This is a genomic window from Leuconostoc sp. UCMA20149 (assembly GCF_030400235.1).
GTDB lineage: Bacteria > Bacillota > Bacilli > Lactobacillales > Lactobacillaceae > Leuconostoc > Leuconostoc pseudomesenteroides.
Genome location: NZ_VJYC01000003.1, coordinates 33704 through 59876, shown reverse-complemented (window position 1 = coordinate 59876; position 26173 = coordinate 33704). Strand labels below are relative to the sequence as shown.

At 39.6% G+C, this 26173-nt stretch carries 20 protein-coding genes, 1 tRNA gene, 1 other RNA gene, 1 riboswitch and 1 other annotated feature; of the genes, 3 read left to right on the top strand and 19 right to left on the bottom strand.

Going from position 1 to position 26173, the window contains the following annotated elements:
* Positions 1 to 5: 5 nt before the first annotated feature.
* From dapB to thrS, 13 genes are all read right to left on the bottom strand, one after another.
* Positions 6 to 731 (bottom strand): 4-hydroxy-tetrahydrodipicolinate reductase, encoded by a 726-nt coding sequence (gene dapB, locus FF105_RS03510; RefSeq protein ID WP_010279204.1) that lies wholly within the window; start codon positions 729 to 731, stop codon positions 6 to 8.
* Positions 728 to 1597, bottom strand: a complete 870-nt coding sequence (gene dapA / locus FF105_RS03505; RefSeq protein ID WP_010279201.1) for a 4-hydroxy-tetrahydrodipicolinate synthase — start codon at positions 1595 to 1597, stop codon at positions 728 to 730. Before dapA ends, dapB begins: the two co-directional genes overlap by 4 nt.
* Positions 1598 to 1599: 2 nt before the next feature.
* Positions 1600 to 2754 carry an N-acetyldiaminopimelate deacetylase gene (locus tag FF105_RS03500; RefSeq protein ID WP_010279197.1) on the bottom strand — a complete coding sequence of 385 codons (1155 nt, stop codon included), beginning with the start codon at positions 2752 to 2754 and terminating at the stop codon, positions 1600 to 1602.
* Entirely contained in the window at positions 2754 to 3455 is a 702-nt protein-coding gene (gene dapD / locus FF105_RS03495; protein ID WP_010279193.1) for a 2,3,4,5-tetrahydropyridine-2,6-dicarboxylate N-acetyltransferase, read from the bottom strand. Before dapD ends, FF105_RS03500 begins: the two co-directional genes overlap by 1 nt.
* Positions 3456 to 3459: 4 nt before the next feature.
* Positions 3460 to 4749 carry a diaminopimelate decarboxylase gene (lysA, locus tag FF105_RS03490; RefSeq protein WP_147651310.1) on the bottom strand — a complete coding sequence of 430 codons (1290 nt, stop codon included), beginning with the start codon at positions 4747 to 4749 and terminating at the stop codon, positions 3460 to 3462.
* An 85-nt stretch (positions 4750 to 4834) separates the two neighbouring features.
* A riboswitch (Lysine riboswitch) is annotated at positions 4835 to 5002 on the bottom strand.
* 108 nt (positions 5003 to 5110) lie between these two features.
* Entirely contained in the window at positions 5111 to 5455 is a 345-nt protein-coding gene (locus tag FF105_RS03485) for a hypothetical protein (protein ID WP_010279186.1), read from the bottom strand.
* A gap of 15 nt (positions 5456 to 5470) precedes the next feature.
* Positions 5471 to 6853, bottom strand: a complete 1383-nt coding sequence (locus tag FF105_RS03480; protein ID WP_010279180.1) for a nicotinate phosphoribosyltransferase — start codon at positions 6851 to 6853, stop codon at positions 5471 to 5473.
* Positions 6846 to 7397, bottom strand: coding sequence for a hypothetical protein (locus tag FF105_RS03475; protein WP_010279177.1), 552 nt, complete (start codon positions 7395 to 7397; stop codon positions 6846 to 6848). The genes FF105_RS03480 and FF105_RS03475 overlap by 8 nt, the downstream gene beginning before the upstream one ends.
* Before the next feature lie 139 nt (positions 7398 to 7536).
* A complete protein-coding gene (locus FF105_RS03470; protein WP_010279174.1) occupies positions 7537 to 8211 on the bottom strand; it encodes a VTT domain-containing protein in 675 nt (224 codons plus the stop codon).
* A gap of 114 nt (positions 8212 to 8325) precedes the next feature.
* Positions 8326 to 9903 (bottom strand): M3 family oligoendopeptidase, encoded by a 1578-nt coding sequence (locus tag FF105_RS03465; RefSeq protein WP_290046346.1) that lies wholly within the window; start codon positions 9901 to 9903, stop codon positions 8326 to 8328.
* Positions 9904 to 9918: 15 nt separating this feature from the next.
* The gene (locus tag FF105_RS03460) at positions 9919 to 10149 is read right to left on the bottom strand and encodes a hypothetical protein (RefSeq protein ID WP_010279167.1); all 231 of its coding nucleotides are present in this window, start codon (positions 10147 to 10149) and stop codon (positions 9919 to 9921) included.
* Positions 10150 to 10220: 71 nt separating this feature from the next.
* Positions 10221 to 11597, bottom strand: a complete 1377-nt coding sequence (locus FF105_RS03455; protein ID WP_010279164.1) for an amino acid permease — start codon at positions 11595 to 11597, stop codon at positions 10221 to 10223.
* Positions 11598 to 11688: 91 nt separating this feature from the next.
* Entirely contained in the window at positions 11689 to 13650 is a 1962-nt protein-coding gene (gene thrS, locus FF105_RS03450) for a threonine--tRNA ligase (protein ID WP_010279162.1), read from the bottom strand.
* Between the two features lie 88 nt (positions 13651 to 13738).
* Positions 13739 to 13946 (bottom strand) — a binding site (T-box leader).
* Positions 13947 to 14095: 149 nt separating this feature from the next.
* Here thrS and FF105_RS03445 point away from each other — a divergent pair.
* Positions 14096 to 16801: an SEC10/PgrA surface exclusion domain-containing protein gene (locus FF105_RS03445; protein WP_290046345.1), complete on the top strand. Its 2706-nt coding sequence runs from the start codon at positions 14096 to 14098 to the stop codon at positions 16799 to 16801.
* Positions 16802 to 17064: 263 nt separating this feature from the next.
* Here FF105_RS03445 and FF105_RS03440 read toward each other — a convergent pair whose 3' ends face one another.
* The 4 genes from FF105_RS03440 to FF105_RS03425 form a co-directional block, all read right to left on the bottom strand.
* On the bottom strand, positions 17065 to 19440 hold the full coding sequence (locus FF105_RS03440; RefSeq protein ID WP_010279150.1) for an FtsK/SpoIIIE family DNA translocase: 2376 nt from the start codon (positions 19438 to 19440) through the stop codon (positions 17065 to 17067).
* Positions 19441 to 19598: 158 nt separating this feature from the next.
* A tRNA-Glu gene (locus tag FF105_RS03435) sits at positions 19599 to 19670 on the bottom strand.
* A gap of 70 nt (positions 19671 to 19740) precedes the next feature.
* Positions 19741 to 20253, bottom strand: coding sequence for a tRNA (cytidine(34)-2'-O)-methyltransferase (locus FF105_RS03430; RefSeq protein ID WP_010279146.1), 513 nt, complete (start codon positions 20251 to 20253; stop codon positions 19741 to 19743).
* A complete protein-coding gene (locus tag FF105_RS03425; protein WP_010279143.1) occupies positions 20250 to 21407 on the bottom strand; it encodes an AI-2E family transporter in 1158 nt (385 codons plus the stop codon). Before FF105_RS03425 ends, FF105_RS03430 begins: the two co-directional genes overlap by 4 nt.
* Positions 21408 to 21591: 184 nt before the next feature.
* On the opposite strand from FF105_RS03425, the gene FF105_RS03420 reads away from it, so the two are divergent.
* Complete coding sequence (locus tag FF105_RS03420; RefSeq protein ID WP_010279140.1) at positions 21592 to 22623, top strand: lactonase family protein; 1032 nt, start codon at positions 21592 to 21594, stop codon at positions 22621 to 22623.
* A 179-nt stretch (positions 22624 to 22802) separates the two neighbouring features.
* Complete coding sequence (locus FF105_RS03415) at positions 22803 to 24038, top strand: MFS transporter (protein ID WP_147651300.1); 1236 nt, start codon at positions 22803 to 22805, stop codon at positions 24036 to 24038.
* 114 nt (positions 24039 to 24152) lie between these two features.
* Here the strand turns inward: FF105_RS03415 and FF105_RS03410 are convergent, their stop codons facing one another.
* Complete coding sequence (locus tag FF105_RS03410; protein WP_290046344.1) at positions 24153 to 25628, bottom strand: ABC transporter substrate-binding protein/permease; 1476 nt, start codon at positions 25626 to 25628, stop codon at positions 24153 to 24155.
* Between the two features lie 157 nt (positions 25629 to 25785).
* An RNA gene (rnpB, locus tag FF105_RS03405) (RNase P RNA component class B) lies at positions 25786 to 26158 on the bottom strand.
* Positions 26159 to 26173 lie beyond the last annotated feature (15 nt).

Here is a 26173-nt window from a genome sequence, read left to right as displayed (position 1 = left end):
CTTTTTTAGTCTAATAACTGGTCAAGTCCAATTACGAGATGATCTAATTTTGTAACAGCATTTAATGCCATAATGACACCTGGCACAAACGCAGCACGACTTGTTGTGCTTTGTGACAATGTAAGTTGCTCATCAATACCGCCAAAGTACACTGTTTGTTGCGCAATGTAACCTGGTAAACGCATCGCATGCACAGGCACATCATCAACTCTTTCGCCACGTGCTTCACCCAGCGTTGTCTGCGTTGGTGCCTCACGTCGTGAACTCGCAATCATCCGTGCAGTTTGTTTAGCCGTGCCAGAGGGTGAGTCCACTTTTTTGGGATTATGCGCTTCAACAATTTCTACATCTGGAAAATATTGCGCAGCCGTTTTTGAAAATTGCATTAACAATACAGCTGACAAACTAAAGTTTGGGACAATTAAAATACCATTTGTCGCTGAAGCTTTAAGGTGAGCAACTTGCGCATCGCTTAATCCTGTCGCACCAATGACTAATGCCATATGATGAGCAATTGCATACTGGGCGTTCTCATATACGGTCGCTGGTGTGCTCACATCAAGCCAGATATCTGCTGATACATCAATATCTTCAAGAGATGTCCAAACTGGTATGTCACTATCATGCTGATGCCCACTTAAAATGCCAACAATTTCATAATCGGCCTTGAGACCATTTTGAATCGCCTCACCTAATTTGCCGAAGCCACCTGCTAAAATAATTTTTGTCATGAGTTCTCCAATAAATCATTCAGATGTGCTTTTTCAGCTTCAGCCAAGGCTAAAATTGGCAATCGAACATCTTCTCTTATCAGACCAAGATCTGCCAGTTTTGTTTTTACTGGTGCTGGAGATGGATAAGCAAATAGCGCATTCATTCTTGGCGTCAGGTAGCGTTGCAATCGACCAGCTTCTTGCCAATTATTTGTCGCCATCGCTTTAAATAGTGCCGTCATCTCATCACCATATATGTGTGAAGCGACTGAAATAGTTCCCGCCCCACCCACAACGTAAGCAGATAAGGTCATCGCATCTTCACCAGTATAAACTGAGAAATCAGTCGTACCAGCAACTTCAGCTGCAATTAAATCAACCGAAGTTGTTTCTTTAATAGCGTTAATGTTTGGATGCTTTGCAAGCTTTAAAACACTGTCTATTGTCAAACCAACCACGGTGCGGCCCGGAATATTGTAAAGCATGACTGGCTTGCTCGAAGCGTCTGCAATGGCTTCAAAGTGAGCAATCATGCCTGCCTGACTTGGCTTATTATAGTAAGGTGTAACCGCTAAAATACCATCAACGCCTGCAATAGCACTTAATTCGCGCGCTGCCATAACAGACTCTTTAGTATTATTAGAGCCAGCATTCGCAATTACTAACGCACTCCCGCTGACTTGTTGGACAATATGCGTGGTTAAAGCCAGCTTTTCTTCGTGAGTTAATGTGGGAGATTCGCCTGTTGTACCTGCAACAACAAAACCTTGCGTACCATGTTGCAGCAGATGTTCTATCAAACCATCCAACGCGTTATAATCAATACTGTCATTGGCTGTAAACGGTGTTACAATTGCGGTGATTAAACGAATATTTTCGTACATTTTCAATCTCCTTGCGTCATGCGATAAACTAAAAAGGATTTAAGGGCCAAAAATCCGGACATCAGTGCTGCTTCATCAATGTTAAGCTTGGCACTATGAAGTGGATGGGAATCATTTACGCCTAACCACAACATCACGCCAGGAATATGCTGTAATAAATACCCAAAATCCTCGCCCGTCATAGCCGGTTTGGCTAATTCAAAGTTGATATTGTCATCTTCCGTCATGTAATTGATCAAGTTTTCAGCCAATTTCGGATCATTTTCCACTGGCAAATAACTGCCACTTTCCAAAGACACTTCGATAGTCAAATCATTGGCTAACGCAATACCATCAGCTATTTTTTGAATGCGTGCCATCATCGTTTTCAATCCAGCTAATGTCATGCTACGTACTGTACCTTCCAAATGAACACGATCTGGAATAACGTTATTTGCGAAGCCACCTTGGATTGTGCCAATACTGACAACCCCGCCTTCAATTGGATCAACACCACGCGAAACAACTGTTTGTAACGTTGTGATCAACTCCGCGGCGCCTACAATTGGATCATGAACCAAGTGAGGATAGGCTGCATGACCGCCTTGACCAATGACATCCACCTTTAACTCAGCAGTACCAGCAAATAAAGTGCCTGCTAACGTACTCAAAGTACCAGCAGGTAAATCAGGTTGATCATGAATACCATAGAATTCATCGGGGCGCCATTGCCCTTCAAATAAATTCAGTTCATAAGCTAATTTTCCACCACTCTTTTCTTCTTCTGCTGGTTGGAAAAAGATAATGACATGATCTTCTGGCTGATGTTCACTGAAATATTTAGTAATGGCCAAAGCCAAACTCATGTGAACATCATGCCCACAGGCATGCATGCGACCATCGTGTATTGAAGAAAATGGTAGCTGCGTATCTTCTGTAATTGGCAAAGCATCAATATCTGATCGGTAACCAATTGTTCTTTTAGGATGGGAACCCTCAAATCTTACTAACAAAGCTGTCGGTAGCTCAGGTACCTCTCTTATGGTCATAAAATCAGTCTGCCATGACTGAACTTTTTTGAGCAAATAATCATGTGTTTGAAATTCGGCTAAAGCTAGTTCTGGTATTTGGTGTAATTCACGCCGAAATGTTTGTATATCTGCTTCGGAAACTGTCATTAAAGACTCCTTAGTGCATCAATTAAAGCGGTTTTTTGTTGGGTTTGTTCATCAATTGTTTTGATTACTTTGGCAGGTACACCAGCAACCACCGTGTTTGCCGGTACATCTTTGGTGACAATCGCACCAGCAGCAACAACGGCACCGTCACCAACTTGCACGCCTTCAATGACGACCGCATTTGCACCAACCAAAACATTATCTCCAACTCGCACAGGTTGGGCAGATACTGGTTCAATCACACCCGCCAGTACGGCACCAGCACCAATATGTGAATTTTTACCAACAATCGCACGGCCACCAAGGACGGCTCCCATATCAATCATTGTCCCCGCGCCAATTTCGGCACCAATATTAATGACAGCACCAAGCATAATTACAGCTGAATCACCAATGCTAACTTGATCACGAATAGTAGCGCCAGGCTCAATTCGAGCATTGATAGCCTTCTTGTCCAGCAACGGTACTGCTGAATTACGTGAATCATTTTCAATTAAAACACTGTCTTCTGGCAAATTTGAAATCAATGGCGCAACATCAGCCCAATCACCGATTAACTGACCAAAAATATCATTACCAAAATGTTTGACTTGATCTGGCACCTCAGCATTAAGTGATCCTTTATAGGTTACTTTCACGGGTGTCTTTTTGGGTGCATTTGCAATAAAGTTGATCAAACGTTGTGCTTCGTTTTCAGGCATTCTACTATTCTCCTAAAGTATAATCTCGGTCTAATGACACTAAATGTTCAAATGTTTCTCGTTCTACAATCAATTGGTGTTGGCCGTTTTCGACAAATACCACTGCCGGTCTGGGATTACGGTTATAGTTCGAGGCCATGGCATAACCATAAGCACCCGTTGCATTTACCGCTAAGATATCCCCTGGTTTTATGGCCGGTAAAGCTTGTTGCCAGACTAATACATCACCAGATTCGCAATATTTACCAGCAACCCGAACAACTTCTTCAGTTTGAGCATTCGGTTGATTGGCTAATACGGCTGTGTAATTAGCTTGATATAACGCTGGTCGAATATTATCACCCATACCACCATCAACGGCCAAATAATGGCGAATATCAGGAATGTCTTTTCTTGAGCCAATTGTATACAGTGTTTTTCCAGCCGGTCCAACAATTGAACGTCCAGGTTCAATCCATATTTCTGGCATTTTCCAATCATATTCAGCAGCTTTTGCTTTCAATACACGAATAATAGCCTGTGCAAATTCACTTTCAGGTAACGGCTTATCCTCATCAGTATATTTAATACCAAAACCACCACCGGCGTTAATGACTTCAGGTTGCCATCCCCAAGCATTAGCTGTATCAGCAAGAAGCGCGGCGTTTTGTTCAAAACCAGTGACATCAAAAATTTGTGACCCAATATGTGCGTGCAAACCACGTAAGTTTAAATGATCATCATTGATGGCAATGTCAAAAGCCTCTTTCGCCTGCCCAGATATTAAATCAAAACCAAATTTACTATCTTGCTGACCGGTACTGATAAATTCGTGCGTATGTGCTGAAATGCCAGGCGAAATTCGTAACAAAATGTCCTGTTTAATGGCATTTTTTTCAGCAATTTCAGAAAGTAATTTTAGTTCTAAAAAATTATCGACAATAATTGTCCCAACACCCTGCTTAACAGCAAATGTCAATTCATCATAACTTTTATTATTGCCATTAAAACTTAAATGCGCTGCTGGAAAGCCAGCAGCCAGCGCTGTATATAATTCACCACCAGACACCACATCTGCATGAATGCCTTCCTGAGCGACAACTTGATAGATTGCTTTTGTGGCAAATGCTTTTCCAGCATAACTAATCACAAATGGAATCTTTTCTTGTTCAAATACTTGTTTAAAAGCACGGATTGTCTGTCTGATATGACTTACATCATAAACATACAGCGGTGTGCCATACTTTTTCGCTAATTCAATGGTATCGACGTCTTCAATTGTTAAATGCTGATTCGTATTCGTTGGATAACTCATGCTTTCCCCTTATTCACAATAAAAAGCCATTAGTCTGAGCCTCACGGTTACAGTCTAACGGCTTTTTTAATTTACCAATTTTGACAGTTGCCATAGCTCACCGCACGTATGCGACAGTCTAACGGTTCTTAACCCTTAGCCCAACACGTTTCATTTGTAGATAAAACGTATTTCGGCGACGTCCCCTAACCTACCATCAACCCCTACAAGAGCTCCGGCAGGCGCAATGTCAATCGCAACCTCTATGTGAAATATATAAGTATTTTTAACTATTATCCCTTGAAAATTAGAAAATGTCAAGGTAATTATTTACTTGTCTTTAATCTTAAGTTATAACCTTGTTTTGTGAACAACATATTGATTAAAATTCTTGATCAATAAATGTTAAACCAAGCTCTTTACCATAGCGTCTTATTGTTGATTCTGCTAAGTTCATTTCAAAAGCTAAATCAATGTAACTAGTCATCCCCTGATTAAACAAAACTTGCATTTGCGCTTTTCTTTCATCTTTTCCGATAGCTGATTCAGTGCCTAATGCTTTAATACCACGCCCAACCATACCTGTTTCAGGTTCACTAATTGGTTGATGATCGCGCTTATCACGTTGACGCCATGCTTGTGCTGCGGCTTTTTCATCTAGTCGGGTGACTTTTACTGACATATCGTCATCACTTGGCTGTTTACTAAAATGATAGTTTAATCCCACTTGTTATTAGTCCTTTCAATCATGATTGTTGGCGCGAGCCAATATGTCTGCACCATTAATTGGTGACACAATCCCATTATGGTAGACTACCTCTAATAGATCTTCACCAGGTTCGTTTTGCGAAACAGTGATGATCTTTTGCTCACGCTGAATGACTTTCAAACGTCCCGATTTTGATGCCTTTGAGACATCAGTTTTAGGCATTTTTTGAATGTTGAGATGATCACCGTTAGATTTCTCGGCATACGCGGCTTTAATAGCAAACCGTTCGGTATCACGTGTGAATCCTTCTTGTAGCAAGCCACCACCAGAACCAACAACCAAATTATCAGCTGACCACCCTTCTGCCAGCAGCTTTTCATAAAGTGATACGATGGTATCAGCTTTCATACCATCACCTTGAATAATACCAACATTATGTTTAATCACGCGATAGCCTTTATCGTTTGTTTCAGTACCAAAAATGTCACCCAAACACCTTAATACCTCTAAATCAATCTGTTCAGGATCACCTGAATCAGGACGTAAAACTATTCTACCTGATCGTTTCATGATTCTTGATTTAATTGAATCAGATCCAATCACATTTTTGACAAAGTTGATGGCATCATAAGAATCGATCACGATCGACAAAACCGCATCTTCTGGTGCACGATCAAGTTGCGCATTCACGTAATCGAATTCACCTTGACCATCACCATAAGCAGTTGCGACCGAATGTTCAGTCGCCCAAACAGACAAAGCCCGACCCGCAATACCATAAACGTTCTCGAAGTATTGTGACGCCGCCAAATTATCAGATCCTTGAAAATGTAACAAATGCGCAGCACCCCCGCGTTTGCCAGATTCCAAACTCGTAGCGCCTCGCAGCCCAAAATCATTCACTGCTAAAAACAAACCATCAACTGAACCAGACTGCTCAAACAATGGCCGCAAACGTTTTTTAATCACCATAGAGTTAGTGGCAATTGTCGTTGGATACCAGACATGCATTAAAATGACTTCCAAAGCATTCAACGTTGTGGCAAACCACGGTGCTGTCGTTTCAATTGTAAATAACGCATTTCCCGTTGGCACAGTCATGCCTTCAGGTAATGCCTTGATAGTAACAGGAAAGTAGCCTAAGTCACGAACTTTTTCCCAGACAGCACGATTAAAGTAAGCTGATGTTCCAAATGTTTGTAAAGACATTTTTTCAGCTTCGTCTATCATATCATCAGTAATTTTGGTATGAAAATAATCATGCAAAATCATCCCCAAACCAAACCAACTGACTTGATCAAACTGACCACCGACACGTGCTTCGCCATAGGAATATAACTTAGTAATATCATCAGGATACTGTAAATGGTGAGTTAACTTGTAAGCATCTGTCGCTATAATTAAATTTTCAACCATGCTTTATCTCCGTCAATTCAGTCGTGACAAGCATACGAGTCACGTCTGTAAACGTTTCGCCACTATGGCGAATCAAGCGCCAATCATATTCTTTATCATCGTTAAATTCATCAATATAGGGTTCAAACTCACCATCAGTTTGTAAAATTAAATAGCCAGCGAAAGCAGCAATAAATTCTGATTCTGTTTCGACGATTCGTGTTAATTGATTGTTATCAAAAAAGCCAACTGCAAGTTTATCAGATTCCCACTGACCTTCAAATGCCCATTTTAAGGTTATCCAGTCTGACATTGTTATACCAAGATTCAACAAATAGTCGACAGATAGGCGAATGTGAATAGGGTGCGCTATTTTTTGTGTCTCAATACCCTTGGCATCCAATTGCGCTGAAAAAATACCACTGAGCGCTTCTAGTTCACTGACCGCTGGCATGATGGCTTCGTTTTCCCAAGCCAAAACGGTTTCACTTGCAACATCAAGTGCATCAGAAATTTCTTGACGGGTCATTTGGGTTAACTGTTGTAATTTTTCAATATTATTCATGGTTTCATCTCATACCATCGGTATTCCGAGGGCTTATCTCATTTTCTTTCTATTGTAACACGAGAGCAATCATTACTTAATTGAATTTATCATAAAGCCACCTGATATAGTGGTATATCAGGTGGCTTTATGATAAATATTATTTTTTAGATAACTTCTTTTGTCGGCGTGAAATCATCGCTGAACGAATGATACCAATAATCGTTGGCAACAATGTTACTAAGGCGATCCCTAAAATAATAATTGAAAAATGCGCCTTAACAAACGGAATATTGCCAAACAAGTACCCTGCCCCCGTGGCAATCAAACTCCACGTAAACGCAGCAATCACGCTGTTTTTCAAAAAGCGACTATACGGGAACTGACTAATACCTGCCACAAACGGCACAAAGGTTCTCACAATCGGCATGTAACGCGCAATAATGATGGCAACCGCACCCCTTTTCTCGAAAAAGCCCTCTGCTTCTCGAATATGTTCCTCTTTAATGAAGCGCCCAATCATTGGGTGCCGAATCAGCTGATAACCACCTGTTCGGCCAATCCAAAAGTTCAAAGAGTCACCCAAAACGGCTGCAAAAAAGAAAACAAACATAAACACCCAATGATTTAGTCCGGCATTGAGTCCAGCCGGCGTGGCAGCAATTGCACCCGCAGCAAATAGTAAGGAATCTCCAGGTAAAAAGGGCATGATGACTGCGCCAGTTTCAATAAAAATAACTGCGAATAAGATAAGATATGTCCATAAACCAAATGATTGCACCAAATTAGCAATATGAGCATCAATATGTAGAATAAAATCAATTAAAAAAGCCATGATGAGTTTGCGCCGGTCATAATCCGCAACAGCGACGCATTTTCCTTCCAATTTCAGTAATTCTATTTTACCATATCGTTGTCATGACAACGACACAACTATTGATTGTCGTTTTTACTTAGTCGAAAAAAGTCGTTCTAGGGTATTAACATCATCTTCAAAATTCGCAAAAGCACTATCAAGATACTCGCCACTAACCATATCAACCCCTACCGATTTAATGAGATTAACTGGATAATCGACACCGCCTGAAGCCAAAAAAAGATGATAATGATCTAGCACTTGCTTATCGCCACTCAAGATTTTATTGGCAATCGCACTGGCCACCGCATACGATGTCGCATATTGATAGACATAGAAATTGTAATAAAAATGTGGCACGCTGGCAAAATGTACAGCATAACTGTCATCCGGAAAATCATCAACAATCTGCTCACCATTGAATTGATGCTCTAATTGTGTCGCCATTTGATTCAATACTGTTAAAGACAATGCTTGACCATTTTGCTCTGTTTGGTATGTTAGTTGCTCAAATTCTGCAAACTTTACCTGAGTAACAAACGTTCCCAAAAAAGTAGCAATTGATTTGGTACGCAAATAAATTTGCGCGTCACGGTCATTTTGGTATTTTTTGATCAAATAATTTTGCAATAAAATCTCGTTGAGCGTGGAAGCAATCTCGGCATTGAAAGTTGCCGCTTCACTATATTGAACCGGTTGTGTTTGATTACTTCGGACACTGTGTATCGCGTGACCCATTTCATGCACCAAAATATTAGTGCTATACAATTTATTTGTCCAATTTAATAAAATATACGGATGAACTGTTGCAATACCAATTTCAAAACCACCAGAAGACTTGCCGACATTTTCTGCAACATCAATCCAGCGATTATTTAATGCCTCTTTAACTTGGTTAACGTAATCCTCACCAAGTGGCTGCAATGCCTCTAGTGCCAGCTTTTTTCCCTCTTCATAGGTTGTTGGCAAGAAATCTTTACCAGTTAATGATACAGATAGGTCATAATGATGTAATTGCTCAACCCCAAGCACTTTTTTCCTTAAATCGTAGTAGCGGTAAACCGTATTGATATGTTCATGGGTTTTACTGATGAGTACGTCATATAGTGCTTCGGGAATGTTATTTTGTGCTAATTGCTGTGAGCGCGCACTGTGATAGCCACGTAACGCAGTAATCGTATTTTGACTGTGAACGTGGGTATTATAAAGTTTAGCCATGGTGTGCGAAACGCTAATATGCGCATGCGCTATCATATCAACAGCCTTTTTTCTGATGTCGCGATTTTGCGACTGAATAAACTGCGAAGCATTCCCCATGGTTAATTCAATTTCATCGCCATTTTCATCTTTCAATGTGCCAAAATTCAAATCAATATCATTAAGCGTGTCAAAAATATCATTAGGACTCTGAAGGGTTGCGTTTAACGTACCCAGTAATTTTTCTTCTGTCGCTGTTAATTGATGGGCACTATTTAAACGAATTCTGTCAAAATAAAATTGATAATTTAACAATTTTGGTTCTTGCGTCATATATGACTTCAATTTATCGGATTTAATACCTGATATTTCAATTTTATAAAAAGCTGTCCCCGCGTAAAAAGTTGCCATGAGGTCCTCAGATGCCCCCTTAACTTGCTGGGCAACTGGATTGGTCATATCGCTAGCATACAAAAGTTCTGCATAAGCCTAAGTTTTATCAATATTAACGTCGATCACATTCACTAACTTTTCAGTTGCCAACAATAAATTTTGAGGACTATCACCCAGATGATCTTTAAAGTCCGCAAAATGTTTAACTGTAGCTGTCGTTTGTTGACACACTTTATCGTAATCTGCTTTTGTTTTAAAAATATCAGTTAAGTCCCAAGTCAAATTCACCGGAACTTCGGACCGCTTTAGTTTTCTTTTATGAGCCATGATGAGTTTTTCCTTTTCATATTCTAACATTCATCATATCTTTTTAAAATAAAAAAGCAAGCCGTTAAGACTTACTTTGCAAGGCTAATTGTTTTAGGTTGTCTCATTGCAATGAGACCAAAGACAATGAGCCATATCGTTGACCCTAGCGCCGGAACACGGGATTCAGGATTGAAAAATAGTGTTATGAACACAAAAACAAAAAATACAATGGCCATTGGCACAAGCACTTTTGGTGCAATCACTAGGAAACCATCCGACATATAATCGTTCGATTGACGATAACGCATGTAGGCAATCAAAATGAGGACATAGATCATCAAAAACAGATCTGTGGATGCACTTGTCACGAAACTAAAAGCATTGGTGATTGTTGGAATTAATGAAATAATTGCAGAAAATGCAACCATTAGAGATGTAAACAAAATTGCTCTCACTGGTAATTTAGCATGAGACATTTTGCGGAATGGTTTTATAAATGAAGCTTTTGACTGATAAGCCAAGGCGTAAAAATTACGACTAGCACTAAATAACACCGAATTGAGGGCCGACGCAGCACTAGTTAATACAACAAAATTCACCAAGGCTGCGGCCCATTTAATGCCAGCCAATTGGAATACCATTACAAACGGACTCTGATTAGCAGGAATTTTTTGCCAAGGATAAATCGTCATGATAATAAATAACGCACCAAGATAAAAGAACAAGATTCGCCACGGAATTTGATTAATTGCTTTTGGTAAGACAGCACGGGGATTCTCGGTTTCTGCCGTGGTCATGCCAATAAATTCCATACCAACAAAGGCAAACATCACCATTTGAAAAGCATTAATAAAGTTACCAACACCATTTGGAAAAAGACTAAAATGATGCCAAACATTACTGAATGCAACATCACCAACCGTTGTTTTAAAGCCCGTCAATGCCATGATGATACCTGTAACAATCAGTGCCAAAATAGCTACGATTTTAATCATTGCAAACCAAAATTCCGTTTCACCATACAAAGCAACCGTCACCAAATTAACACATGTCAACAATAACAAAATCACGACTTGAATCAGCCAACTTGGCAAATCTGGCAGCCAAAACTGAATATATTTTGCAACAGCAGTCAACTCGGCCATGCCCATAAACACAATTGTTAGCCAATAAGACCATCGCGCAAAAAAGCCAGCACGATTCCCCATATATTTAGTAATGAAGGTGATAAAAGTATGTTGCGTTGGATCCGCATATAACAACTCACCAATAGCGCGCATCATCACAAACATAAAAAAACCAATGATGAGATAAACCAACAGGATAGATGGTCCGGCAAAATGAATGGAATTTCCAGCCCCCATAAACAAACCGGTCCCAATTGTGCCGCCAATAGCAATTAGTTGCACATGTCGATTTTTTAGACCATGTTGCTGCGGTTGATGACTCTCTTTCGTTTCTGACATATTAATATTTTAATTCTCCTTTTACTGCAAAGCACCCTGCGAAATTCGTAGGGTGCTTTTATAACAACGCCATAATTGAACTTTTCAATCGTTAATCGTTTACTTCACGCGAATAGTGTGAAACATCAGTCAATATGATGTTTTGGAAATCTTCAAATGACATGGTTTGTGTCTTGTCTTCTCCATATTTACGGACTGTGACAGTTTGACCATCAACCTCAGAATCACCTAGAACCAAAGTATATGGAATCTTGTTTGTTTGTGCTTCTCGGATTAAATAACCCATCTTGGCATCTTTAGTTTCAACATGTGCACGCAATCCAGCCGCTTGCAACTTTTGTTGAATATCTCGAGAATACTCGCCATGCGCATCAACATTCACGGGAATGATTTGCACTTGTAGTGGTGCTAACCATGTTGGGAAAGCGCCCTTATACATTTCAATCAAGTAAGCTGTAAAGCGCTCCATTGTGCCCACAATACCACGGTGTAACATAACCGGACGATGGTTATCTTGTCCATCAGCACCAATATAAGTCAAGTTGAAACGTTCTGGTAACAGAAAATCAAGTTGAATGGTTGACATTGTTTCCTCACCACCCAATGCTGTCTTAGTTTGGACATCTAACTTGGGACCGTAAAAGGCAGCTTCACCTTCTGCTTCAAAGTAATCAAGGTTAAGATCATCCATTGCGCGTTTCAATTGTGCTTGAGACTTTTCCCACATGTCATCATCATCGAAATACTTTTCTGTATTTTTAGGATCACGATATGACAAGCGGAAACGATAGTCAGTGATGTCAAAGTCACGATAAACTTCCATCATCATTGTCAAAATTGATTTAAATTCTTCTTCAAGCTTTTCGGGTTCAACAAATGTATGCCCATCGTTTAAAGTCATTTCACGAACACGTGACAATCCTGTCAAAGCTCCTGATTTTTCATAACGATGCATCATACCAAGCTCTGCAATGCGCATGGGCAATTCTCGATATGATCGTGGCTTATGTTTGAAGACCATAATATGTGAAGGACAATTCATTGGACGCAACTCTAGGAATTCGCCATCACCCATATCCATTGGTGGGAACATATCTTCACGGTAGTGATCCCAATGCCCCGACGTTTTATACAAATTCAGGTTCGACAACACTGGTGTATAAACATGTTGGTAGCCATTTGCTAATTCTTTGTCGATAATATAACGTTCAACTTGTCGACGAATAGTTGCACCATTTGGTAACCACACTGGCAACCCAGATCCAACTTCTTGACTAGTAAAGAACAAGTCTAGATCACGGCCAATGGTACGATGATCACGTTCTTTAGCTTCTTCACGGCGTTTAACCTCAGCATCGACGTCCGCTTGTTTCCATTCAGCAATACCATAAATACGTTGCATCATTGGATTAGATGATTTACCACGCCAGTAGGCTCCAGCAACTGAAGTTAATTTGAAATGTTTTACCCAACCTGTTGATGGCACAAGTCCACCTTTGTCTAATTCAACATGATCGCCTTGAACAGCAATTGTGATTTTCTCATCGGCTGGCAAATCATTAATGAGTTCAATCTTGTATGGATCATTTTTAAATAATGTCAACGCTTCGTCACGTGAAATTTCGCGTGATACAATTGGCAAATCTTCTGCAACAATCTTGTGCATCATGGCTTCAATTTCTGCAAAATCGTCAATTGAGACTTGATTACCTGAACCGTTATCAGTGTCATAATAAAAGCCATTATCAATAAATGGTCCAACACCAAAGTGCATATTGGCAAACTTAGGAATGCGTTTCAAGGCTTGCGCCAACAAATGAGATGCTGAATGACGTAAAAGTTCCAACGCTTCATCATCGCTTGTCGTAATTAATGCGAATTCACCATCATTTTCAAGTGCATCATTCATGCCAACATATTGACCATTCAACTTAGCGGAAACCGCTTTTTTGGCCAGAGACTTTGAAATGCCAGCTGCAACCTCAATTGGTTTTGTACCTGCTGCAAAAGATTTTACAGCGCCATCTGGAAATGTTAATTGAATTTCTGTCATATACTTTCCCTCTTCATATTAAATATCAAATTACGTTTTGAAACCCTGTTAAGTGCTTGAAAAAAGCGTCCCTCTGAGCCAAAAGACTCAAAGGGACGCTTTACCGTGGTACCACCCAAGTTCTGCACCATTAAGATGCAACTTAAATGACAGCTAACGGCGTCACCCGAATGAATTTCGCTATTCTACTCATCATCACTCAAAGGTAGTCTATCAAACCTACGTTGTTCATTTCCACCAAACATGAACTCTCTTTAAACGCACAGCAATCAAGTTGTCCTCATCAAAGTTTCTAAAAATAATCTTAGCACTTTTTTAGAATTTTTGCAATTTAATTTGCAAATTATGCATTATAACATTTTATTTCAAAAAGCAGAAAATAACATTAATTTCTCAGTCACAATAACAACTAAAATTAATGATGTGAATATTGGAGGGAAATATTATGCAAAAAAAAATGTACAAATCAGGAAAAAATTGGCTAATTGCTGGCGTTACTGCCGCAGCAATCAGCACAACATTATGTTTGGAACCTGAAAATAGCGTTAATGCTGATGCTGTTACGCAACAACAAACTGTTGGGAATCAGAAAACCGCAACGTCTGAAGGTGACATTCAAAAGGCGAAAATTGCAGTTCAGCAAACAACGCAAGATAAAAACGAATCGCAACAGGCTGTCAATCAATCCAAAGCGAACCTAGAAACCGCTAAACAACAGTTAACAGCCGTTCAGCAGCAAAAAAAGCAAGCGACATCTGAAACCATTACCACAACTTCAACAGCCGTTGATAATATGTCCAACACCGTCATTCCTCGTGATAAACAAACTGTCCAAAGTGATGAAATGGCAGTTCAACAATCCCAAAAAGATGTAAATGATGCTCAAAATAATGTTTCTGCTAAGCAAACACAGATTGAATTACAACAGAAACTGGTAAATGATGCTCAAAATGAAGTTGATCATTTAAATGTCAAATCAGTGGCCGAAGACTTAAACCAAGCAACACAAGCCGTGTCTAACAGTAAAACAAGAGTCGCTGAAGTCGAAAATAATGTCACGACAATCCAAAACAACATTTCAAACCAAACCAACATTGTCAAAGAAGCTACAAATATTGTTAACGCTGCTAAAACAATTTTGGATCATACTCAAGATTTAGAGGACTCAAGTAATGCCAACACTAAGTTAATTAGTGATAAAGTCGTCAATGATCAAAATGTCGTTAACCAGCTGAATTCATCACTTGAATTAGCTAAACACAATTTGACCGAAGCACAACAAAAATTATCTGCTCACGAGGAATTTGATCGTAACGCAGCAGTTAAACAATCAGATAACGCCAACGAAGGTATGCTAACAGATGAATCACAATTACCAACTCAAGTAATTATGCCGATTCCTTATCAAGAAAAATTGAATCAACATCGTTCAACTGCTGTCACTATGTATTTGAGCGACGGAGAATCCATTGCCTATAATGTACCTCTTGATGGTTCAGGATTCGTTGACCGTTTTTACATGGTCGATAGCAGCAAAGATTCATCTCCAAAATTACAATTTGATCAAAATGGCGTCTTAGATTCACAACAAACGCAAGAATTAACTGCCTATGCACTAAAATTAATTAATTCAGTGAGAAATGAGGTTGGTTTGCCCTCACTCAACATGAATAGCTTAACTCTAAAGGCTGGTCAGGCAATGGCATTAGATCGCGCAAAAACAAATACAACCTATGCACACATCGATGCTGATAAAGATATTGATGACATCATTGGTCAACGCGGCTCTGGACAAAATGCTGGCATATACGATCAATATGTCAAAGTTGAAAATGGCGAAATGGCAGTTGGCGATGATACAATGCTGGTTGCTAAAGCAAATCTTGCAAACATTATTATTGCAATGCTTTGGAATGACGCGCCATCTGATTGGGGTCATCTTAAGAATTTCTTAAATGGTTATAATCCACAGGATGGCTATTCCTTGTCTACTTATATGTCATTATCAATTATTTCTCCAAAACTAGTTAATGCAGCCGGTGGTTATAATATCGCCTTCAATTTCTATGAAGATGGCAGCCAAATCAACAGTTCCTCCGCTTTAACTATTTCCAATGAATCGGCAGGTATTGCCGATTCATTGGATGGCATGTTGCAGTCAGCCGTAACCACAGCGACTACCACTCTTAATAAGGTTACTATTGATTTAGCAACAGCCAACAAAAAGCTCACAGCTGACCAATCAAAATTATCACAAGCAACCGTCGATTTGGCCAAGGTAGCAAAAAATTTAGTCACAGCAAAAAACGACTACCTTGCACAGCAAGAAAAATTAACAGTCGCCAAAAACAAGCTAACGCAATACCAAAATGAATTGGATCAAGCGCAAGAAAAACTTGACACAGACCGTGCCACTTTAGCAGCTAATCAGCAACTTCAAAAGCAAGCACAGGACACGGTAGATAATCTTAACGAAATTATTCTAGTCAAGCAGTCGCATCTTAGTGATCTTAAAAATAAATTGGTCGAATTAAGTGCGGTGCTGCCAACGGCAACGCAAAATTTAGAAAATCAACAAAACACGCTTACAATGGCACAAAGAAAATTGGCAACCGATGCCAGTCATTTAAATGACGATCTCAATCAATTAACAGATTTACGAAATCAGTTATCTGTTTTAACAGGGGTTGACAAGGCATTGACTATGGCACAAAAAAAGGTTGAACAAGCAGAATCCGACTACAATAAGGCCGTCACAGCTCTAAAAACAGCCTCTCAAAATCAATATGAAGCACAGATTAAATATAAGAATACTAAATTGCAGTACAAGCAAGAAAAAGAAAGTCTCAACACTCACCCAATAGGTAAAAAATCTAATCAACTCACATTATCTTTGTCAACTATGCCACAAACAAATAAAGCAACAACTCCTTACAAGTTGAATATTGCTACAAACAATATTATGACAAGTGCCGCTATTCATAAAAATATTTCAAGTGATAATCGACACAATGTTAACATTTTACCGAAAACTGCTGTATCAGAGCATATTTTGTCATTGTTACTTAACATCTTATTAGGAATAATGACGATCTTTGGGTTAAGCAAACGATACCAAGCTAAGCATTTAGTCAAAAATGATCAACAATGACCATTTTGATTATTCGAATCATATACGTTGCATACTAAAAAAGTACTGACTGTCATCTTCTCACTGACAGTCAGTACTTTTTATCACGCAATCAAGACTTTAAGCATTTATTTTTTCAAATCGACCAACACCTGCTTCAAAGCATCATGGGCAACGTCGTCGTGATCAAGAATACCATTGTCATACACGTTTTGTAAGGCTGCTATTTGTTCTTTTGATAATGCCATTATACTAATCTCCTCTTATTTTAAGTCAATTTTTCTTTACTGTTCGATACCAGAACTGCCATCCGAAACATTGACATGTCGCGGTCTTGAACCATCAGCTGGGCCGATATAGCCACTTGCTTCTAAGTCATCAATTAGGCGTGCAGCTCGATTATAGCCAATCCTAAATCGTCGTTGTAATAACGAAGTCGATGCCTTTTGTTGTTCAATCACAAATTGTAATGCGTCTTGGAACAATTCATCCTCACTATTACCATCCGACATATCACTACTATCTTGAGCAACTTCTTCGTCTGTCACTGTCATAGCTTCAGAATATTGAACCTCTTGCTGTGCTTTAACAAATTCTACCACACTAGTAACATCAGCGTTACTAATGAAAGCACCTTGCACACGCTGTGTGGGCTTGCCAGGTGGCGCAAAAATCATGTCCCCTCTGCCTAACAACTTTTCTGCACCGTTACTATCCAAAATCGTACGTGAATCAATGCCTGAAGCCGTTCTGAAAGCAATTCTACCAGGAATGTTACTTTTGATAGTACCATTGACTACTTTAACATCTGGACGCTGAGTAGCCAAAATCATATGAATGCCAGCTGCTCTGGCTTTGGCACCTAATCGGGCAATCGAAACCTCAATTTCACTACCAACCGTGCTCATTAAATCTGCAAACTCATCGACAATTGCGACGATATATGGCATTTTTTGCATAATCGGCTCACCTGTTTCAACGGCATCAGCATTTTGTTTATCAACTGCAGCGTTATATTCACCAATATTACGTTTGCCAAACTGTGCCAGCAATTTATAACGATTTTCCATTTCGTCAACTACTTTTTGCAATGATTTGGCAGCTTTTCTTGGTTCAGAAACAACTGGTGTCAGCAAATGTGGAATGCCATTATAAATCGATAATTCAACTACCTTCGGATCAACCATCATCAATTTAACTTCATTTGGCTTAGCACGAAGTAGAATTGAAATGATAATGCCGTTGAGACCCACAGATTTACCAGATCCTGTTGAACCGGCAATTAATAAATGTGGCATGGCTGATAAATCGGCCATAATAATATTACCAGTAACATCTCTCCCAAGTGGCACATTTAATGGATTATCATCAAACGGTGCATGTTCAATCATATCTCGGAACCCAACAGTTGCCTGTGTATCATTTGGTACTTCAATACCAACATATGGTTTCCCTGGAATTGGTGCCTCTATACGTATTGATTTAGCTGCTAGTGCTAACGCCAAATCATCTGCTAAATTGGCTATACGATTCACTTTAACCCCTTGTCCGGGTTTTAATTCATACTGCGTAACAGTTGGCCCCAACGACACACTTGTCACTTCAGCTTCCACACCAAAACTTTGTAATGTGTCATGAACTAGGCGTGACTTCTCAGTCAAACTTTTAAATTCTTTTGTTTGATCCGCCGGAGGTACCTGTGTTAACAAGTCTGCTGACGGCAGCTGATAGTCTGGATTATTTGCTTCTGGTGTATCGGTCGCTAGTGAAACCTCTTCGTCGCCCTGTGACCCTTTTGGATCGGATTGAGGCAATTCATCTGATGGTTTGTCATCATCAGTCGGCACTGGTCCATTCCACTTGATTTCTGGTTCAATAAATTCATGCGTTTGAGGTTGAGAGACATCTTCATTTATATTGTCAGCCTGATTAGCTACTTCTGACGTAGTTGAATGATCAACACCCAAAGGATTGTCACCATAATCGGTAATATCTTTTTTACGGGTATTTCTTTTAAATAGTGGCTCGCGTTTTGGCGCGTTAGCCCTTTGTTCCTGAATATAGGCCACACCCTCTTGCGCTTTTTCAACACTTTTTTCAGCAATATCACGTGCTGGAATTCGGAAAAAGATAATCACACCAGCGAATAATAACAGAGTTGTGACAATCCAAGTACCAACATTTGACATTAACATGAACAAAACATGGTACACTACAGCACCAATCACGCCACCACCAACTGGGGTGTTAGCTGATTGGTTAACAAAATCTTGTTTAATAATGCGAATGACTTCATTTACATATCCGGTACCATCTTGCAGCGTATAGGTGAAGAACAGTAAAGAGGAAATAACTTCAATGGCAACAAATGCCATGCTGGCTCCTATCCAAAAATGCCCAGCAACTTTCGGCAACTTCCGCATGAGCATATAATATAGTACACCGATTGTTAAGGGGACAATAATTGCTAGGTAAATGTTACCAAAGAAAAAGCGGAAAATATTTGCTACAAAAATACCAATCAAGCCCAGCTTAAAAGTACCCAAAACACCTAGAATAGCGCTAATTAATAACGTCAAATTTCTAGCAAGTGGGTGTTGCTGTTTTTTTGCACGTGAACTCGTAGTTCGTCGTTTTCTGGTTGTTTTTCTGGTCGCCAAAACTATTACCTCAATATATTACTAACGCTCTATTTTATCATGTTTAAAATACGAACGCGTGTTCATCTCGAATTCTTAAGAATTGCTTAACTGTAAACGGGGTCGGAAAATTTCAACAATGAAACACAAAAAGCCGCAACCGAAGTTGCGACTTTTAGTAGCTCGTGAGAGAATCGAACTCTCGATTCCGCCGTGAAAGGGCAGCGTCTTCGCCACTTGACCAACGAGCCATGGTCTTTGTTATTTCGCTGTTGAAACAACTATATAATCATAACAAGTTTTTTTAGTGACGTCAACCCCCTATTTCAGTTTATCTTGTTCGTAGGTATGAACAGTATCAAGATTGGGAAACGACTGTTGGCGTAGCGCCTCATAAATCACAATGGCAACAGTATTTGATAAATTCAATGATCGTATATGGGTGTCATCTTGTGGAATCCGAATGGCCTTTTCTGGATTTTGACGCATAAATACTTCTGGTAAACCAGTCGTTTCTTTACCAAATAGGAAGTAATTATCCCCATCTGTCTTTGTATAATCAGGCTCTGTATAATCTTGGTTCGCAAATTTAGAAACCAGATACAAATGATCCGTAGATGCCAACGTTTCCAAAAAATCCGGCAAGCTTGGATGCCTTACCAATTGCACGTGGTCCCAATAATCGAGACCAGCCCGCTTAACATGTTTGTCATCTAAATCAAAACCTAGAGGCTCAATTAAATGTAAAACAGCGTCCGTACCAGCAGTTGTACGCGCAATGTTACCTGTATTAGCAGGCATTAAGGGTTCAAATAAAACAACATGATTAGTCATTTTTCAACGGTTCCTTCCACTTTAAACAATTCTGAATTATGTCGCCACCACTCGTAAATGTGCGTGACAAGAACTTTAACAACAGCGTATGCTGGAACGCCTAGCACAACACCTAGTACACCAAAGATATGACCGCCACTTAGCAATACGACGATAACTGTGACAGGATGAATAGATAACGCTTCACCTAGAATTTTTGGTGCAATAACATGCCCCTCTATTGGCTGTTCGATTACCAAAACGATTATCGCCAAAATCAACAATTTTGGCCCACCAGCAATTAACGCTACTGTAAATACCGGTACTTGGGCAAGAATAGATCCCACATACGGGATCATATTAAAGAAGCCAGCCATTAAAGCCAATAATATACCATACGGCAATCCGATGACGGTGTAACCAATCGAGAACATAATGATAACCGCTAAAGCAACACCAAGTTGTCCACGAATGTATTGTGCCACTTGCGAGCTTACTTCTCTCAATAAATGATAAACTGATATTTGTGCTTTTTGTGGAAATTTATCAGCCACAACGGCCGAAAATTTATGCCCATCAAGTAACATATAATAAAGAATAAATGGCGTAGACACCATAGTGACACCAATTGAAGTCAATGTCGACGCAAACGAACTAATACCAGCGACACCGCTTGTCAAATACTTTTTACTCCAGTCAATCACATTTTGGTTGATATCAGCATTCGTATGATTTAGGTAATCACGAATATATTTAAATTGATCAGAAGCAAATGTATCATTAATAAAACGTTCACTCGTGCGCCAATATTGTGGCCAATTATCAATAAATGATACAACTTGCGTGCGCAATACCATGTAAACAGCAACAATCACGCCAGCAATAACTGCTAAAAGTGCAATCAATACAATGCCAATTGACAACTTTCTAGGTAAATGAACATGCTTTTCCAACAAATTTACCAATGGGCTTAGCAAATAATATAAAACCCCTGCAATGATGATTGGGGCACCTACTGCCGTAAATAAAGCTCGCATTGGTTCAAAAACAAATCGAACCTGCCAAGCCAGAAAAATAATCAACAAAATTAGTAGTATGACAATGAGTCCATTGAGTAAGTTGTTGCCAGAAAACCATCGCCTATACCATGACTGTTGTTCTTGGTCTTTTAACATAAATATTCCCCGATTCATCACGTTTATTATTATTCTACCATAGAAATAACAATCGTGTTGCCAGCCAGAACCGTGATGTCTCATCATGCTTTTCTGGCTTATTATCAGCCATGTCGACAAAGAAATTTGTGAAAAGGCTTACATTCGAGTATAATAAATTTAGACATTTTAAAGGAGTCCTATCATGGCAATTTATAAAATTTTGTTTGGCACCTACACAAAAAGAATCTCAAAGGGATTGTATGAAGCGGAACTTGATACTGAGAAAAAGCTTTTACAAAATCCGACACTTGTTGGTGAACTCACTAACCCAACCTACCTTGCAGTTTCAAAGGCAAATAAGGTTTACGCGGTTGAAAATCGTGATGGTCAAGGTGGTGTTGTCACCTTTGATAACTCTGTACGTCCGCTGGCTGAAATTGATTCACAACTCAGTGAAGGATCTGCTCCAGCCTATATTGGCGTTGATGAAGCACGCCAATTAGTGTACGCTGGCTACTATCACCGCGGTACTGTGGAAGTTTATCATATTAATGCTGATGGTAATTTGACATTAACTGATCAATGGCAAAATGAAGGTTCCGGTCCGCGCCCAGAACAAGGTTCATCACACATTCACTTCAGCAATTTAACACCAGATAATCGGTTAGTTGCTGTGGATCTTGGTGCTGACGAAGTCATTACTTTTGATGTTTCTGATGATGGCAAACTGACTGAAGCGTCACGCTTCAAAACTGAAGCTGGTTTTGGTCCAAGACATATTCGCTTCTCACCAGATGGTCAATACGCCTACTTACTTGGAGAATTGTCAAGTTTGCTGAGCGTGCTGAAGTATAATTCTGAAGATGGCTCTTTTGAACACGTTCAAACTGCCTCTACAATACCAACAGACTGGACAGAACATAACGGATCAGCAGCTCTTCGTTTGAGCAAGGACGGACACTACATCTATGCCTCAAACCGTGGGCATAATTCAGTTGCCGTGTTCAAAGTTTCAAATCTTGGCGCAGAAATTGAGCGCACCCAACTTATTAGCACTGAGGGGGAATTTCCACGTGATATGAATTGGGACAAAGACGAACAATTCTTAGTTGTTGCTAACCAAGATACAGATAATGTATCATTATACGGTCGTGACAGCGAGTCTGGCGAACTGTCACTTTTGCAAAAAGACTTCGCTATTCCTGAGGGCGTCCGCGTGACTTTTGAATATTAAATTCAACTACAAAACAACCACTTCGAGGGTACACACCCAAGTGGTTGTTTTTATATTGCCCGGTTGCACTGACAAAAAATTAAGCGTATAATCAAATCGTTTGAACTATCACAAGACGTCGATAATTCTAACCAGCAAATAAAGATTACCTGTGAGTAATCATTTCAAGGAGAATTAATATGCAACAAACTGGTATGTCCCCGCTCAACGCGCATCACTTTAGTGGTTACCAAAAAAAGGTAATTGCTTCGACTGCAGCAGGTTTCGGGTTGGAAAACATGGATGTAATGTTTTTATCTTTTACACTATCATCCATGATTGTTGATTTGCATATCTCAGGCGCAGCAGCTGGCCTGATATCATCAATCACAAACTTAGGTATGCTGATTGGCGGTCTCTTTTTCGGCATATTAGCTGACAAGTATGGCCGAGTAAAAGTCTTTACATACACTATCTGGATTTTTGCAATCGCAACTGCGTTAATGTTTTTTGCCAAGAATGTCTATTGGGTCTATGTCTTGCGTTTTTTGGCTGGGATAGGTGCCGGCGGCGAATATGGTTCTGGAATGGCTATTATTGCCGAAAGTTTTCCCAAAAGAGCCATTGCCAAAGTGACTTCTCTTTCAGCTATTGGTGGTCAAGCTGGCGCCATATTAGCAGCTATTTTGGCAGCCGTAATTTTGCCAATGTTTGGTTGGCACGCGCTTTATGTTTTTGGTTTAGTCCCAGTCATCTTGATTTTTTTTATTCGCCGACACCTATCGGAAAGTAAAGTATTCACCGATATGAAAGCTAAACAAACCAGCACTGAGTATCGTCCTGGTTCAATTGCGGCACTATTTGCAACACCAGCACAAGCATGGCAAACAATCGCTTTAATGATTATGGTCATGGTTCAAATTGCTGGCTACTTTGGACTTATGAATTGGTTGCCTTCCATCATGCAAAAGCGAATTGGACTAAGTGCTTCAAGTTCGTCCCTATGGATGATCGCCACAATAATTGGTATGAGCCTTGGCATGTTAACCTTTGGCGCCATTATGGATAAATTTGGCGCAAGACGCGCTTATACTATATTTCTAATTGCTTCAGCACTCGCAGTTTTTGTGTTAACAATGGCATCAAACAAAGTAGAATTACTTCTAGCACAAATGTTAGTTGGTTTCTTTGCAAATGGTATGTATGGTGGCTATGGTGCAATTATGGGCCATTTATACCCCACGGAAATTCGCGCCACTGCCAATAATACCATCATGAATTTTGGTCGTGCAGTGGGCGGATTCTCAAGTGTTCTCATCGGTTTTCTAATGGATCGCTATTCATTGGTCATCGTCATGGGATTTCTATCTGTCTTGTATCTGATTAGCCTCAGTGTCATGCTCACCATTCCAAAATTAAAAGCAAAAGCAATCTAAAAAGACCTGATTATAAAATGAAGTGAACCCAATAACTTGGACAGAATAAAAAATCTGTTCGGAAAGTTATTGGGTTCACTTCAAAAATCAAGTCTTTTTTAATAGCTCATAATATTAACGAGATGTCTTGTTCATACGATTTTCAGCATAACCCAACGCACGACTAATACCAAATGTTAAGACAAAGTAGATTAATGATGTAATCACCAATGGGAAAAATGGCTTAAAAGATGCACCTTGGACAACACCCGTTTGGAACATCAACTCACCAACACCAATGACGGATACAACAGATCCTTCCTTAATGACTGTCACAAATTCATTACCCAAAGCCGGCAAAATGTTTTTAACAGCTTGTGGCAAAATAATATAGCGCATTGCCTTGCCTTTAGATAATCCTAATGAACGAGCCGCTTCGTTTTGACCATTATCAACGGAGTTAATACCGGAACGGATGATTTCTGCCACATAGGCGGCAGAATTTAATCCCATTGCTAAAGCACCGGCCGCGAAAGCAGATAAGTTAAAGCCAATCACTTGTGTACCGAAAAATACCATAAACGCCTGAACAAGCAATGGCGTGCCACGGACATATTCGACATATATATTACCAATTGCTTTTAGGATAAAATTAGGTGACAACTTAAATAATGCAAATACCGTACCTAATATAACACCAATCACAACAGCAATAGCAGCTAACGCTAGTGTTAGCAATGTGCCTTTAATAAATAAGTTACCGTACTTCGCCCAGAAAGACTGATCAGCAAACATTAACTTATTGGCTTTTTTCTGATATGCCGCCAATTTTCCAGATTTTACAATATTAGTGATTGAAGCATTAATTTTTGACTTCAAGACTGGTGAGTTTTTGGGCATCGCCACTGAAACTGCCCCTTCACCTGAAGCAGGCTTTGGATAAATAATTTTGAAAGTTTTATTTTGTTGTGTATATGCTTTAGAAATTGGTTCATTCAAGACAATTCCAGCTATTTTGCCAGTCGATAACTGTGCAACCAAATCAGGCACTTTTTGCAGGCTAACTAATGTTGAGCTACTCATGTTATCTTGAACATAAGTTTCTTGAGTTGTTTGTTTTTGAGCACCAATTTTTTTACCAGCAAAGGATGACAAGTTACTCGAATACTTGCTAGCATCCTTTTTGAGAACCATTATCGTTTGTAATGGTTTCAAATACGCTTCCGAAAAGTCAACAACTTGTTCACGTTCCGGTGTTGCATTGATACCTGAAATGATAACGTCGATTTTACCGGTTTGTAGGGCACCTATCAGACCATCAAATCCCATTTCTTTAATAACTGGCTTAACGCCTAAGTCCTCGGCTATTTGCTTAGCCATGTCAACTTCAAAACCAACAATTTGATCGCGACCATTAACGGTCGCATGAAATTCAAAAGGGGCATAATCAGCTGACAAACCAATGACTAATGTGCCTTTCTTCTTAATTTTAGTCAAAGCAGGATCAGTGGTTACCGCGCTGACCTTGCTTTGACCTAAAATGCCTGCAAATGGCATTAACATAATTGAAAGCATTGTTACAATCATTATTTTTTTAATTATTTTCTGCATATCCGAATCTCTCCTTGTGTTGTATCACAATAATAACAGTTTACGCGATAATGAATTTTTATGCAATAATATTTTCTGTTTATACAAATAATAACTGCATATTATTATTTTTTATTCATTAAAAAAACTCGCCGAAGCGAGCTCACCTGATATAAGTATCTGTAGGCCATGTTTTGTTCCAGTGATATGCAGGTACATATCACCTTCGGTAATCATCTATCTAAGTTCAATTGCTCAAACCATACCAATCATCGTTTCGTTTCACTAGATTAGCCGCCCCTACCAAAAGTTTGGGTTGCCCGCTTGTGGGGTTTACCTCGTCTCAAATGTCAATTTTCACTGACATATACGTTTCTATGGCACCTTCGTATCTATTCAGACATAGCTAGAAACCTTAGCCTTTTCGATCGCCGTAACATTGCTGTCCCCGGGTTTATTCTTTATCCCGGCACAAACACTACACCCATCTCAGAGTGTGCGAGCATGGACCTTCCTCACGCCAGAAATATGACGCGCAATTACCCGATACTTATATAGTGCGAATT